We start from the raw sequence: 14327 nt of genomic DNA on the forward strand, positions 1-14327 counted from the left end.
TGTGTGTGGTTATGGTGTAAAAATTATTTTGCTTGTACAATAAAACCGTCTTTACTGCTCCCTTGTATTTCAACATCATTTAACAGACATATTTTCTGTAACACATCATCAATGCGTTCCAGGTTCACATCGATGTCTCCTGTATATGTAATATCTTCCATTCCTACAGCGGTGCCAACTTCAATTTTCACCTGATAAGCATCAGCTAAAATCTTGAGTACTTCATTAAGCTTTATATTCTTAAACTGCAGTGTATTATCAACTATTTCAAATGAGCTTTCTGGATCGTTTCGTAATGGTTTTCCTGCCTTGATGACTTCTTTATTGGTGATACGGTTAAAAGTAAAGGCTTCCCCCGGAAGCAAGATCTTATTCATAGCATTATCCATCGGATGCTCCATTTGCACTTGCACTTTCCCTGTATGAAGTTTTACAATCGTTTTATTCCCATTCACTGTTGTATTAATGGTGAAGGAGGTTCCAAGAGCAATAGTTTTTAACCCTCCTGCAAAAACGCTAAACGGCCTGGACTTGTCTTTTACTACCGCAAAAAATGCTTTACCCTCTAAATAGGTTTCTCGCGAGCTGTCGGTAAAATGTGCTAGATGCTTTAAGGTACTTTGGGGGTATAAGGTTACTAAAGATGAATCCGGTAAACTAAGTTTGATATTTTTGAGGGAGGTATTACGGTACACTTTCCATTGAGGAACATGTTGTATCAAGGTAGGATTTTCTTTTACAGTAAGAGGCACATCTTGCTCCGATACTTTCCACAATCCAATTGCGACAAGCAAAAGCGTTAAGGTTGCTGCTGCCGAAAAAATTCCAGGCCAATAGATCCCTACTCTTTTCTCTTTTTTATCAGCTGAAGAATCTCTTTTTAATTGCGCTTTTATGTTTTGCAATAATTGGTCAGAAATCTTCTCATCTAGCCGTTCGTTTTGATCAAAGGATAACCATTCCTTTTCAGAAAACAACCATTCTATGAATTTTTGAGGTTTATTCCAAAGTCGCTGCCTTATGTTTTTTCTTTCCTTCATATTTACATGTAATACGTATGTCGAATGCTTAGCCCCTAAGGCTTAACAATTACTTAACATTGCAGAAAATTTTAGAAGAATTAGTTATAGAAAAATGGAGTACATATACTGTTTTAGCTGGCTCAGTACTTTTGTGATATGGCTCTCTACTGTTTTAGTTGAAATACCCATCATCTCGGAAATTTCTTTATGGCTCATTCCCTTATCCCTACTCAGGTTAAAGATCAATTTACGCGTAACCGGCATTTCTGAAAGCTCTTCATCAAAAATCCGCATCAAATCTTTTGCTTCAATGATGCCAACCAAATTGTCTGAAAAAGGCGTAAACGCACTGTCGCCTTCATATTTATTTCTCGTCGCTTCTTTTCGAAGCTCGTCAATCATTACTTGCCTGGCCATATGAAATAGTTGTATAGAAAGATCAATATGGCTCTTCAATGTTTCTTTATTGTTCCAAAGTTTAATAAAAGTAAGTTGTACAACCTCCTCTGCAAGGAAATCAGATTGCGTCTTTTTTTTGATAAAGAAGTAAAGTCTTTGATGGTATTCCATATAAATGGTATCAAAGGCCTTTAAATCTCCTAGGCTTAGATCCTTTATTAATTGCATACGCCCCAAAATTAGCCGGTAACTTTAAGCTTAAACATGATTCCATGTTAAACTTTTATTAAGCACGACCCGTAATAGAGATTACAGACCGAATTGTTTATAATTGGTTTTGCGGCTTTTCAACCGCTTTTATTTTCTACCTACCGGCTTACCAAAATCTACTATAGATAACGGCTAATAATAATATCGTTGTAACACTCAATATAATGGTTGAGGGTTCAAGCTTAAACATTGATTTATCCAGCTCAATAGCCTTTGCACTGATCTTTGGCCCGGCCAAGCTTACACCTACCATCACGAGCATCGTTGTTAAGAAAGACCATCCTAAACAGATAAAGAAAGGTATTTCATAAACACCATCCGAATTTTTAAATGCTGAATACAACCAAGTTTCCGGTCCTAATAAGGAAACTGCCAATTGGTTAAAAAATATAGAAGCGGCAAACCCAGTTAAGATACCTACTACTGCAGCGGTACCGCTGGTACGTTTCCAGAACATACCTAGCAAAAAGGTGGCTAGAACACCCGGACTGATAAAGCTCGAATACTTTTGTACAAATGTATACCCTCCTTCTCCACTAATGCCCAATAAATCATTCCAGGTAAAGGCAATGCTTAGTAGCATGGCAACAACCACAGCTACACGCCCCGTTTTCACCATCTTGATTTCATCTGCGTCTTTATCCAGGTATTTCTTATACACATCCATCGTAAAAATGGTGGAAATACTATTAGCCTTCCCGGCAAGTGACGCCACAATAGCTGCCGTTAGTGCTGCAACTGCCAAACCTTTCAAACCTGCAGGAAGGAAAGTCAGAATGGCCGCATAAGCAGCGTCTTTATTTCCTCCATCCATTGCCGGCAATAAACCCTTGCGATGCAAAACATAAGCAATAATACCTGGTAACATGACGATAACGGGCATTAAAATCTTCAGCAAGCTTGCAAATAATATTCCTGTCCGCGCAGTTTTAAGATCCGCACCCAGTGCCCGTTGTGTAATATATTGATTGCAGCCCCAATAGTTCAGATTGCTAATCCATTGTCCTGCAGCATACATACCAAAAGCGGGAAGTATAAGATACTTATCCACATAATCCTGCGAAGCTCCAGCGGTTGGTTTGGTAATCATCAGATGGAAATGATCGGGCGCTTCTTTCATCAGTACATTAAATCCGGCCATCGCATCTTTGCCAAAACCAAAGCTTTCACTTACAATGGTGAGTGCCATATAAGTAGTTGCTAAACCACCAACAATTAAAACGGCCACCTGTATCGCATCGGTATAGCCGATCACCTTCATCCCTCCCAGCGTAATAAAGATGGCAAAAAGTGCCAACACCATCATGATTTCGTGGAAATGAGCGCCCCCTAACAAACCATTAATTGCTAAAGCCCCTAAATAAAGAATGGAAGTGAGATTTACGAAGACATAGAGAAATAACCAAAAAATAGACATGATAAGTGCTACCTGTTCATTATACCGCCGGGTAAGGAATTGCGGCATCGTATAAATCTTATTTTTGATATAAACAGGCATAAGAAAAATTGCCACTAAGATCAATACCGCAGCACCCATCCACTCATAAATAGCCACCGCAATACCAGCAAAAAAACCATCGCCACTCATACCAATAAACTGTTCTGCTGAAATGTTAGACGCAATAATAGAAGCACCTATTGCCCACCATGTGAGAGAGCCTTCTGCAAGAAAGAAATTTTTAGAGCTGGTTGTTTCGGTTTTCTTTTTTCTTCTGTAAATCCAATACCCGTAGGAAATGACGATGATTAAATATATGGCAAATACTAGATAGTCCCAAATAACAAGTTGGTTTGGCATGGATAGCTATTAAATAAAATAATTAAGGATATAGCCATGCTAATCAATTGGTAAAAACAATCGATTAGCATAGATTTTTGTTAAAGGCAAACTTAGATAAATTGATTATATAATGCAATTTAACCAACGTCAATCACGGTTAAAAATCTTTCACCCGCAATTAAACGGCAAACAGCTTTTAAAATTTAAGTGTAGCAGGTAGATACTTTGCTACCAAATCTTCATAATAAGGTTTCAATTCTGCCCAATTAGGAGGCACCGGATTTTTAGAATAAAGATCATATGGGTTGAATAGATTCACCCATTTGAACATTTCCTGATCATGCTTACTTAATAAATGGTCATATGCATGTTCACGGTGTTGCGCATAAAAAGAATGGTAGCGCAACATATACAGCGCACTCTCAGGTAAATAATCTTTCATCATCTGATAGACATATTCATCATGCCCCCATGACATCTGGACATTATCTAGCCCGCAATTAGGTTCATAGATACCATACTTAGTGTTAAATGTTTCGTTATCGTAATCAGGGTTTGATGTGAAAAATTCTGAATAAACAATCTTATCCGAAAAAGCACATCCCAATGGAAACGTATCACCCACCACTGCCCACTGGGGTTCTCCAAATAAGCACAGTACTTTCCCCATATCGTGAAACAATCCCGTCAACACCATCCAATCTGGATGACCATCAGCTCTAATTGCCTCTGATGTTTGCAACAAATGTTGAAACTGATCTAAATCAGTATCAGGATCTGAATCGTCCACCAACTCATTGAGAAAATCGAAGGCCTGCCAAACAGGCATTTCTTTCTTGTCGAACTTTAAAAATTCGTTTTTCTTATTTTCAACAAATTCATACGACTGATACGTGTGATTTAATCGATAGAATTCCTTAACACTGTCACGTGCAGGTTCTTCATAATTTCTATATTCTTCCTTTGTTTTATTTGTTGCAATGGTATCCGGATCTGGATAACGGCGCAATAAATCATCTTCCCAGTGATCTAAATCCGCTAGCGGATTATTTGAAATATCTTGATTGTTCATAATGTTTAGTTATTTCGTTATTGGTTATTCGTTGTTCGTTATTGGTTATTCCTTGCTAGTCTTTTACTATTTAACAAATCACCATTTAACTACTTAACAAATCATCGCTTACCCAAATTTGCGACAAATTCTTTAGGAAAAATCATTTTTGAATGGATATATTTACTTAATCGTTTACGTAAATACCAAGTAAGATAACCGCGAAACAGACTATGGCAACTATAGGGATGAAGGAATTGGCTAAGCAGCTTAATCTATCAACGGCAACTATTTCAAAAGCATTACGTGATAGTTATGATATCAGTGAAGAAACCAAACAGCGGGTGCTGAAACTGGCCAAGAAGCTCAACTATATTCCAAACGCACATGCCAGTAGTTTGAGGGCAAAAAAAAGCAAGACACTGGCAATGGTGATACCAGAGGTAGCCGATAGTTATTTTGCACAATCAATTAATGGTGTGGAGGCGGTAGCACAGGCAGCGGGTTTCCATGTGCTGGTTTATTTAACGCATGAACAATACGAAAAAGAGAAATCGATCTTAAAAGAACTGCTTAATGGTAGAGTCGATGGTGTGCTTATCTCTGTAACGAGCCAAAGTAAAGATGTTTCCCACATTAACGAGTTAAAAGATGCAGGCATACCCATCGTTTTCTTCGATCGTGTATTTGAGAATATCGGCAATGGAGAAGTTATTACAGACGACTTTAATGCAGCCTATCTATTAACGCAACATTTAATTAATCAGCATTGTAAAAGCATTGCTTTTTTATCATTTTCCAATTCGCTATCTATTAACATGCTACGCCTAAATGGTTATAAAAGCGCTCTTCAAGATAACGGATTCAATATGGAGAAGAAAAACCTGCTAGCTTGCCTTAATCAAGAAGACGAAAACAAAGTGTTAATCGAAAAACATCTACATCGCAAAAACCGGCCCGATGGAATAATAGCATCTGTGGAGAAGCTAATAACACCACTCTATCTGGCTTGTCAAGCCGCAAAATTGTCTATTCCGGAAGACATTAAAATTGCCGCTTTCTCTAATCTTGCAAATGCGGCAATTTTAGCTCCTCCCATCACAACGATTACACAACCCGCTTTTGAAATGGGTAAAACGGCGGCAAGCCTATTAATTAAAGCTATTAAAGGCCAAACGATTGACGCAGACGAGCAAAAAATTGTGTTGCCTTCTAAACTGGAAATAAGAAAATCATCGAGCGGGGCTTCTTTTTAAATTATAAAAAATGCCTCAAAAGGCCTTTAAAGGGTCCTTTACAGCTAAATTCCAAAAAAAGGAAAAAATATTTTAAAAAAGTATAGTAAATTAGTAGACTTTTTATACCTTTGTTTCATAGTTAAGTCTTCTCTTCTCATATATTAGGTTTTATAATTGGTTAGCTCAAAGTACCCGCCCATCGGGTACTTTGTTTTTTGAAATATTTGGAGATGGCATCGCCACTTCATGCATACTGGAAAAGCAGACTTGAACATATACTCTCCTTGGTAGTAAGGACCGGAGCGTTGTACCTCTCCTTATTCTGTATACTTATCAACTAATTCCTTTCGGGCTTGCTCATTAATACCTAATCCATCCTTAAAAAATTGATCTATAGATCCATAGCGCTTTTCCAATGCTTTAAAAGTAGTCTGAAGATAAACAGGTTTTAATTCCAGCGCTGTGGAAATTGCTTCGATTTGTTCATCACTTAATGTACCCATTTTACTGAACATGGCTTTATTGCTGTTCTTTAAATAGTAATTAGATGCAATATAATCTTCTTCAATAGTTTTTTGCGGCACACCTAAACTGTACAGAATGAGTGCAGTGGCAATACCGGTACGGTCACGCCCACCTGTGCAGTGATAAAGTATTGCTTCTTTATCGGCTGACGTTAACATTGCCTGAAAAAGCGGCTTATAGCGAATGGCCAATGAATCTACGTTACCATAGAAGTCTATTAAAAAGTTTGGCAGCTTATTTAGGTCTTTTAAATTAGGCATGGCATCTTTACCTAAATGATTACTCCCCGCACTGCAAAGGGTATAGTGCGTTCCTTCTGGAAGTTTATCGGCAGCGGCAGCGGCCTCTTCTTTACCACGGAAATCAAAAACTTGTTTAATGTTTCTGTCCTTAAACGTCTTTAGGTCCTGGTCCGTTAACCTACTAATTTCTGCTGAACGATATATCTCCCCCCATTTAACCTTTTTACCTGTTGCTGTCATATAGCCTCCAATATCCCTAAAATTAGCCGCGCGCTCCATTTTGACTAAGCGCCTACTGCTGTCGGCTATTTGTGATTTACCTGTGAATGGTAAAAAAGAAGCTAATAGAAGCAAAGTGAAGATTTTTTTGAATGCTGTTTTTTTGTTCATGTTGTTGCTTGTTTTTGAAGTATATAAATTTCAGATGATGATCTATAAGTCCCACCTTATACCCGCCTGTCCACGCTGTCCATACCATTCATTCATGGTTGGCCGATACTGATCGCCTATATAGGTTCTCAAAGGTTCGTTGGTAAGATTGTTTAGTTCGAGGAATAATTTCAGGTGTTTATTGAGGTTTACAGTCGCCGATGCATCTATAGTGAAGTTGTCGTCAGTCCAGATGTAATAGCCTGGCCCAAGCGTATTATCGATGGTTTCGATACTTTTACCTCTGAAATTACCTGCCAAACGAACCATTACGCCGTTTCTTTCATAATAAAGAATAGCATTGAAGAGATTTTTTGATTGGTTTGGCAGTGATATATTATCCATCACGATTACTTCCCCCTGCAAACGTGGAAGATCTGCGCTAGAATGGGTGTAAGTATAGTTAAACTCAACGCCAAAACCACTCATAAATCCGCTGAAGAAATTGAACCTTTTGTTTATACCTCCTTCTAAACCAAAAATACTTGCAGACGCTAAATTTTTCGGTTGGGATAATAGGGTTTGTGTGCCATTCTCATTGGTAAGCGTACGATCGTTAAAGATTACATTCGTTAAATCCTTATAAAATACACCGCCGCTTAATATGCCTATATCTTCAAAATAATATTCGGCCATAAAATCAAGATTGTTCGAGAAAGTTGGCTTGAGTTTAGGGTTTCCCATACTGATAGAGACAATGGCTCCCGTAGCGTCTATACGCTCATTGGGTAATAAATCCGTAAAATTAGCTCTTGAAAATGTACGGGTATAAGCGGCACGAAGATTCAATTTGTTATGTGGACTGTATTTAAAATGTAGCATTGGCAATAATGCATTATAATCGCTGTTAGCCGTTACAGGTTCAACCACACTTCCTTCAGCGGTAGTGCGTACGCGATTGCTATTGATATCGAGTGAAGTATGTTCATTACGTAACCCACCAATAACTTTTAATTGTGGTGTTAAGTCGTATTCTCCCATAATGTATGCAGCCCACACGTTTTCTCTACCGTGGTAAATGGTTGCTTGATTATTCGCAGACGAAGCGTCTCTGAAGCCATTGGCTGCCAGCACAGCGGGATCATACAAATCAAACAATTGCTGCTTGGTCAACGGATTGATGATATAGGCGCTTTGGTTGTTGGGTAGTTGGCTGAAGAAATTATCACGGTTAGGAAAATTCTCTGTTTGCAAAGAGCTTAACGTAATAGCCGGTTTGCTACCATCTGGAACTTGTACCAGCTGCGCACTGTTGATACCTCGTTTACTTTTGCTTCGATATTTGACACCAGCTTTCAATTTCAGCCGATCGCTTGTTTGATGCGTAACATTTAGCTGCCCCACCTGATCATTTTCCCGGTTATTCAATTGAAGGATAGAAAGGGAAGACAGCGTCAATTGATTTGGGTTAATAGTTTCGGCAGCATTGTTTGGCTGTGCCGTGATATATAGCGGATCTTGACCAATGCCGTCTGGTGAATCTTGCAATAAATACTTTTTGCCATCAGCTGATAAGCCTGACAGACCGCCTGGTATCGGTTGTATAAAAGTAGCAATGGGCAATCCACGCCTATCTTCTGAGGTTGTAGGGGGAGTATTAATGGCAAATTCTGAGGTAAAATTACTATAGGCCCAATGAAATTGCGTTTTATTATTAAGCTGATGCTCTCCTCCAATTTCTCCACCATTTAACGTTGTTTCATAATGGGAATATCGGTAGTTATATTGGTAGCGGCTGCGAGCAAAATCAACGTACGACTCATAAACGGGACGTACGTCATCAAATTTATTCACCATCCCTCGCCCAAATAAACGGTGACTTTCATTAAATTTCCATTCTAACCCCAAATTCAAACCGACGGTTTTGCGTTTACCCATATAACGCTTAAGCATCATATTATTGATAGATCGGTCTTGCGCATAGCTAAGATCGTATGAATCTGCGCCCCAATTCCGATCCCAAATAGCTCCGGTGAGCATAACACCCAACTTGTCCTTTAAAAATCGATCGCCATAATTGATGGAACCATTATAGGTGGCATTTTTGGAGATGGTGTTATAGCCCCCTGCCAAGCTCGCTCCTAACTGTCTCTGATTGGGTGCTGTACGTGTTATAAAGTTAATACTTCCGCCAATAGCATCTCCTTCTATATCGGGCGTAATCGCTTTTGCTACTTGTACATATTGTATCATCTCGGAAGGCACTACATCTAATACCGTGGCACGAGTTCCATAAACGCTGGAGCTCGGGAGCCTGCTTCCGTTGAGGAGAGTGGATGTCCACGCGAAAGGTGTACCCCGCACGGTAGCTTGATCGGCTTCTCCGTGATAGCGGGCTACAGCGACCCCCTGTACACGCTGAACGGCTTCTGCTGCATTTCGATCTGGTAGTTTTCCAATAGCATCTGAAGCGATCACATTCATGATCGATGTGGCATTTTTCTGAATAGCATAGGCACGCCGTTGAGAGGGTAGAAAAGTACCATTAATAACGACTTCATTGAGTTTACCTTCTGCAGGTTCCAGCAAAATGGTAGCTAAATCGTTTATACCATCATGAAGCTGAATGCGAATTTTTCGCTCTTGCATACCGATATAATTAGTAATAAGGGTAACGCTATCCCCTACTTTGGTTCCTTGCAATCTAAATTCACCGTTTAGGTTAGTGGAAGTGCGATTACCATTCTCTTTAACCAAGAGGGATACACCTGGTAGCTTACCGGACTGCTCCGCTACTGTTCCTCTAATAACTTGTGCATCGGATTGTTTACCGTAGGAGCATAGGATATACAAGAAAATTAACTTACTAAACTTGTGCACAAAGGTTTTGAGTTGTTTCATTTTTTTGTTTGCATTTTTTTGTTGCAAAACTGTATTTCTGAAAATCAACTATCGACCGTGTGAAGGAAGAGCTACGCGCATACGTATGAATGCCGGCATTCGTATATATAACATATTGTTTTTTAGTATTTTATATCGTGTTTAATTTTTATTAAGCTTTTGTTAAACTTGTGGTATGAGCAGCCTTTTTTTCGAAAATTCTATTTCTTAATATTCTGATAATATTGGAAGACTAAATTTGGTATGACACAACCAACTGGTGATGGATTATATAATAGCTGCAGGTATGTTTCAGGCGGGCATTGCTGTCGCCTTGCTCTGGCTTAATAAAAAGCGCAATCAGTATGACAATCTGCTCATCACGCTGATAGCTTGCATAGGTGTTCACCTATTTGCAAAATGGGTTATTTATGCGATGGTGGATGACAAAGATGTCAAGCTAGCTATGAATACATTTATTCAACTTGCTTACGGTCCCTTGATTTATTTATATGTAAGAAAGTTGAAAACCGGTTTTATACCGCTAACTTACTTATTCCTCTTTTTACCGCTCTTTATTGCAACCGTTGCCTACTTCTCCGTTATTAGCTCATTATTTGTTAACCCAGTTATTGGACATGCGCATTTACAGATATACAATAATTGGACAAGCTATTTTATTGTTATTGGAAATGGGGTCTATGCGGTTATTACCTCTTATCTACTAAAAAAATGGAAAAAAAATATTCCGTTCGCCGAATATAAATTGATCGGTAGCATCTGCGCAATTTTTATTTTTTTAAATGGATTATCAATCATTTGCATGGCGATAGAAAGCAATGCAACCTATTTATTGGCATTACGTTATGTTGCTTATTCTTTATTTATGGTGATATGCTTCTTGGTAGTCCGTCATAAATATGTAGGTACGAATCCGCCTGAGATCGTTGCAGATGATGAACAAAAGTCGGTTTCCGATCGTAAACCCATCCTTTCCAGTGAGCAATTAGCCGATTTTGCAGATATACTCAATACCTATATGCGGAAAACCAAAGCTTATTTGGATATTGATTTCAATATGGATAAACTAAGCGAGGATACCAATATTAGTAGACGTTATATTTCGGAAACGCTAAATACATATTTTTTTAAGTCTTTTTATCGGTATATCAATGAATACCGTATAGAAGAATTTATTTTAGAGCTAAATAAAAGGATAGAAAGCGATGTAGAAATCAATCTACTGAGCATTGCTTATCAAAGTGGGTTTAAAACCAAATCGTCCTTTAACCTCTATTTTAAAAAAATTGTGGGTACCACTCCTACCGATTATGTCAAGAAAAATCAAGACAGTTTAAAAAAGTCAGCTATTCAGCCATTCGTTTTTCGCCTATTATAATGGTCTCTTCAATTTATTGCGTAACGATCAATACTAGCAGAAGAAATAATGAACAATATAAAGCACTACTTCATTATTATTTAAGTATCTACTGATCATATTTTTAATAAACAAAGTAATTACTTTGTTTATTAATCACTTTTTAGTATGTTTGTTTTCACTATCAAGAGTTAAATAAGAAACTCAACAGACAAGTAGAACAATGGACATAGTTATCAAACCCCTAGACAAAATTTCAGCAACAGGAATTGTTGGCATTGATTTAATTGAATATCAACCGATATTAAGTTTCGAAATGCTTGATCTTGCTCCTTATCTTTACAAAGGACTGATCATCAAGGAAAAGGAGTTCAAGGATGGAATGGAAAAAATTGATTGGACAAAATATAGGGATAAAGCGGTAAGTATATCCTGCACCTTTGACGCGATCATACCCCAGTGGGTGTATATGTATATTACTGGCAAATTACACCCTTATGCTTCTTCGGTGTCATTCGGAAATCAAAAAGAACATGAAATAGATCTTTGGAAAAAGAATTTAAGACAGGCAAATTTTAAACAGTATCGCGAAAAAAAGGTTGTATTAAAAGCCGACAGTCGGGTACCTGATACGATCTATGTGGAGGCTTCCACTTTACTCATCAGCAATAAAGTGCTAAGCTTGCTATATGGAGAAGTTGGAATGCCCAAGGTTATATATAAACAAATCGACAAATTATGAATGTTTTAATATTTAATGGGGCATTAGAAAAAAGAAATCAAAGCACCTCTCAAACGATCAGCAATTATTTTAAAAATCGATTTGAAAATGCAGGAGCTGATGTAACAGAATTCAAAATGGCAAATGCCAGTATACCTTTTTTTGACCTGACGTTACCCAATATACCGCAGTCTGTCAAAATTATGGTCAGTACTTTTACCCAAGCAGATATTCACATATGGCTTACACCACTGTATCACGGTGGTATGACAGGCATTATGAAAAACTGTCTCGATTGGTTAGAAGTTAGCAGTAAATCAACACCACCCTATCTGAGCAATAAACTCATCGGATTAGTTTGTTGGGCAGATGGTGGGCATGCGATGCAAGGAATAAATGCGATGGATGCGGTCGCGAAATCGCTTCGGGCATGGACACTTCCCTACTCTATACCTGCTGTAAGAGGCCATCTCTTTGATGAAACCGGTGGTCTCCACCTATTATACCGTGAAAAATTCGACCTAATGACCCGTCTTTTATTAGAATCAAAGAAATGAGTGTTATCACCGACGGTATGGTATATGACGGGACAACGGTTTTAGGTTTATGCAATTGTTCCTTTAGTATGCGCAAAAAACTATCCCCCTTTGCCATCGTCGGCGTAAAAGATAAGTTATGATATTTCCCATTTTTAAAATTGGGCGATTGCGATTTATTCATTCCTAGATTGTTTCTTAGGCAGGTAATATGTCTTTAACTCTATTTTCCTTCCGATAATTTTTCTAAGGTAAGATAACGGTCTCGATGTTTTTCGGTTTCGCCCGTTGTATTTACATCCAGATGCATTATTTGGGAAGCTTCTCCTTTTTCCATTGCCTGCCAATCGGGGACACCCAAGCCATTGGGATTAGTCGTTTTTATAAAGTTTTCAAAATAAGTTTGCATGATAGTAGAAACTTTATAATCTTCCGGCTGCCAATCATACACACTATTGGTCGCAAGATTGCCCAATGCATATTCAATTTCTGCTGAATGTACCGCTCCTTTCGCTAAAGGAGTCTGTTGTTTCTTTGCGTCATCGCCTTTTATAACTCCGCCAGCTAAACCGGCAACAGCATTACCCATTTCGGCTCGCATAGCTGGCCTAGGTTTGGCATAAAGATAGCGATAAACAGGACTGTTCCCTGTTTGGCTATGTAGGTCGGCCCAACGCCAGGTGCCGTAGGCGATAAATTGATCGCCAGCAAAATCCGTGGCCACTTGTTCCACATCCATTTCACTTTGTGGCTTATATACCTGAAGCAATTCCTTCGCCTGTTCCCCAAAACGTTCTTCCACTACCTTTTTGAAATTTGCAATCGTCGGTTTCATCTCCCCTAATAATGCCCGATAATTCATCTCTTCGGAATTCCATCCCACTAATAAAGGCACCTTAGATTGATCTCCGCGCTTGAATGTAGCCACAGGATTTTCTTTGAAAAAATAACCATCTATATTGACTGGAAAACTTGCCTCAGGTTTCGTGGTAAACGCTAATAATTGTTCGGCAGGTATAGAACGAAGAGAAGTCAAGTCTTCTTTATTGATGCTGGTTGCAAAAGCTTTTCCTTTCTGCTCGGCTTCTTTCAATGGTGGTAGTGGTCTGTTGCCTAATAAAGCGCCACTTTCTCCTACTGCTGCTCGGAATAGGCCTTTTGACAGCGATGAAGCCATCTGTGCACTTACTGAAAACGATCCGGCAGATTCGCCTGCAATGGTTACTTTATTGGGATCGCCTCCAAATGCTGCAATATTCTGCTGCACCCACTTTAGTGCAGCATATTGATCTAGTAAACCATAATTACCTGAAGCACCATTAGGAGATTCTTTGCTCAATTCGGGATGGGAGAAAAATCCAAATATATTTAGGCGGTAATTAACGGTGATCGCGACAATTCCCCTACGTGCCATACTTTCTCCATCATAGCGAGGTTCAGAACCATCACCAGCAATTAAGCCGCCACCATAAAAATATACCAACACCGGTAGCTTTTCATCATGAGATTTGGCCGGTGTCCAAACATTTAGGTACAGGCAATCCTCACTCATTCCATTAGACCTGAAATTCATATCGCCAAAAACAGGTCGCTGCATGGCCCTTGGTCCAAATTTATTGGCTTTTCTTACCCCCTCCCATTTCTCAACAGGCTGCGGCTCTCTCCATCTAAATTTACCTACGGGCGGCGCGGCAAATGGAATACCTTTAAAAGAGTAAATACCTGATTCATCATTCCCTTCTAAAATGCCATCAGCAGTTTTAATTTGCCGACTCATTTGATCGTTTTGTTGCGCATAAATAAAAGGCATAAAAAACAGCGTAAGAAAATATACAAAAACCTTCATAATTTCAGTGATAAGAGATGCAATTTAATTAATATCTAGAAGAATCTCTCATTAAAAAATAATTAGGATG

The 14327-nt window shown here is 38.7% G+C and carries 11 protein-coding genes; 4 read left to right on the forward strand and 7 right to left on the reverse strand.

Annotated features, from left to right (window positions below):
* Positions 1 to 23: 23 nt before the first annotated feature.
* From BMY50_RS25270 to BMY50_RS25285, 4 genes are all read right to left on the reverse strand, one after another.
* The gene (locus BMY50_RS25270) at positions 24 to 1040 is read right to left on the reverse strand and encodes a FecR family protein (RefSeq protein WP_093331483.1); all 1017 of its coding nucleotides are present in this window, start codon (positions 1038 to 1040) and stop codon (positions 24 to 26) included.
* An 84-nt stretch (positions 1041 to 1124) separates the two neighbouring features.
* Complete coding sequence (locus BMY50_RS25275; RefSeq protein ID WP_093331488.1) at positions 1125 to 1649, reverse strand: RNA polymerase sigma factor; 525 nt, start codon at positions 1647 to 1649, stop codon at positions 1125 to 1127.
* Positions 1650 to 1797: 148 nt separating this feature from the next.
* Positions 1798 to 3489, reverse strand: a complete 1692-nt coding sequence (locus BMY50_RS25280; protein WP_093331491.1) for a sodium:solute symporter family transporter — start codon at positions 3487 to 3489, stop codon at positions 1798 to 1800.
* A 178-nt stretch (positions 3490 to 3667) separates the two neighbouring features.
* Entirely contained in the window at positions 3668 to 4543 is an 876-nt protein-coding gene (locus BMY50_RS25285) for an inositol oxygenase family protein (protein WP_093331496.1), read from the reverse strand.
* Between the two features lie 212 nt (positions 4544 to 4755).
* On the opposite strand from BMY50_RS25285, the gene BMY50_RS25290 reads away from it, so the two are divergent.
* A complete protein-coding gene (locus tag BMY50_RS25290; protein ID WP_093331500.1) occupies positions 4756 to 5778 on the forward strand; it encodes a LacI family DNA-binding transcriptional regulator in 1023 nt (340 codons plus the stop codon).
* 299 nt (positions 5779 to 6077) lie between these two features.
* On the opposite strand, the gene BMY50_RS25295 is transcribed toward BMY50_RS25290, so the two are convergent.
* Together BMY50_RS25295 and BMY50_RS25300 are read right to left on the reverse strand one after the other, a co-directional pair.
* Positions 6078 to 6917 (reverse strand): tyrosine-protein phosphatase, encoded by an 840-nt coding sequence (locus BMY50_RS25295; RefSeq protein WP_093331505.1) that lies wholly within the window; start codon positions 6915 to 6917, stop codon positions 6078 to 6080.
* 42 nt (positions 6918 to 6959) lie between these two features.
* Positions 6960 to 9797, reverse strand: a complete 2838-nt coding sequence (locus tag BMY50_RS25300; protein ID WP_093331509.1) for a TonB-dependent receptor — start codon at positions 9795 to 9797, stop codon at positions 6960 to 6962.
* Positions 9798 to 10059: 262 nt separating this feature from the next.
* Here BMY50_RS25300 and BMY50_RS25305 point away from each other — a divergent pair, with 262 nt between their 5' ends.
* The 3 genes from BMY50_RS25305 (at position 10060) to BMY50_RS25315 (ending at position 12432) form a co-directional block, all read left to right on the forward strand.
* On the forward strand, positions 10060 to 11175 hold the full coding sequence (locus BMY50_RS25305; protein WP_093331514.1) for a helix-turn-helix domain-containing protein: 1116 nt from the start codon (positions 10060 to 10062) through the stop codon (positions 11173 to 11175).
* 202 nt (positions 11176 to 11377) lie between these two features.
* Positions 11378 to 11896 (forward strand): DUF2480 family protein, encoded by a 519-nt coding sequence (locus tag BMY50_RS25310; protein WP_093331518.1) that lies wholly within the window; start codon positions 11378 to 11380, stop codon positions 11894 to 11896.
* Positions 11893 to 12432 (forward strand): NADPH-dependent FMN reductase, encoded by a 540-nt coding sequence (locus BMY50_RS25315; RefSeq protein WP_093331522.1) that lies wholly within the window; start codon positions 11893 to 11895, stop codon positions 12430 to 12432. Before BMY50_RS25310 ends, BMY50_RS25315 begins: the two co-directional genes overlap by 4 nt.
* A 202-nt stretch (positions 12433 to 12634) precedes the next feature.
* Here the strand turns inward: BMY50_RS25315 and BMY50_RS25320 are convergent, their stop codons facing one another.
* Entirely contained in the window at positions 12635 to 14257 is a 1623-nt protein-coding gene (locus tag BMY50_RS25320; protein ID WP_093331526.1) for a carboxylesterase/lipase family protein, read from the reverse strand.
* Positions 14258 to 14327: the final 70 nt, after the last annotated feature.

The organism is Olivibacter domesticus, from assembly GCF_900109575.1.
Taxonomy (GTDB): domain Bacteria; phylum Bacteroidota; class Bacteroidia; order Sphingobacteriales; family Sphingobacteriaceae; genus Olivibacter; species Olivibacter domesticus.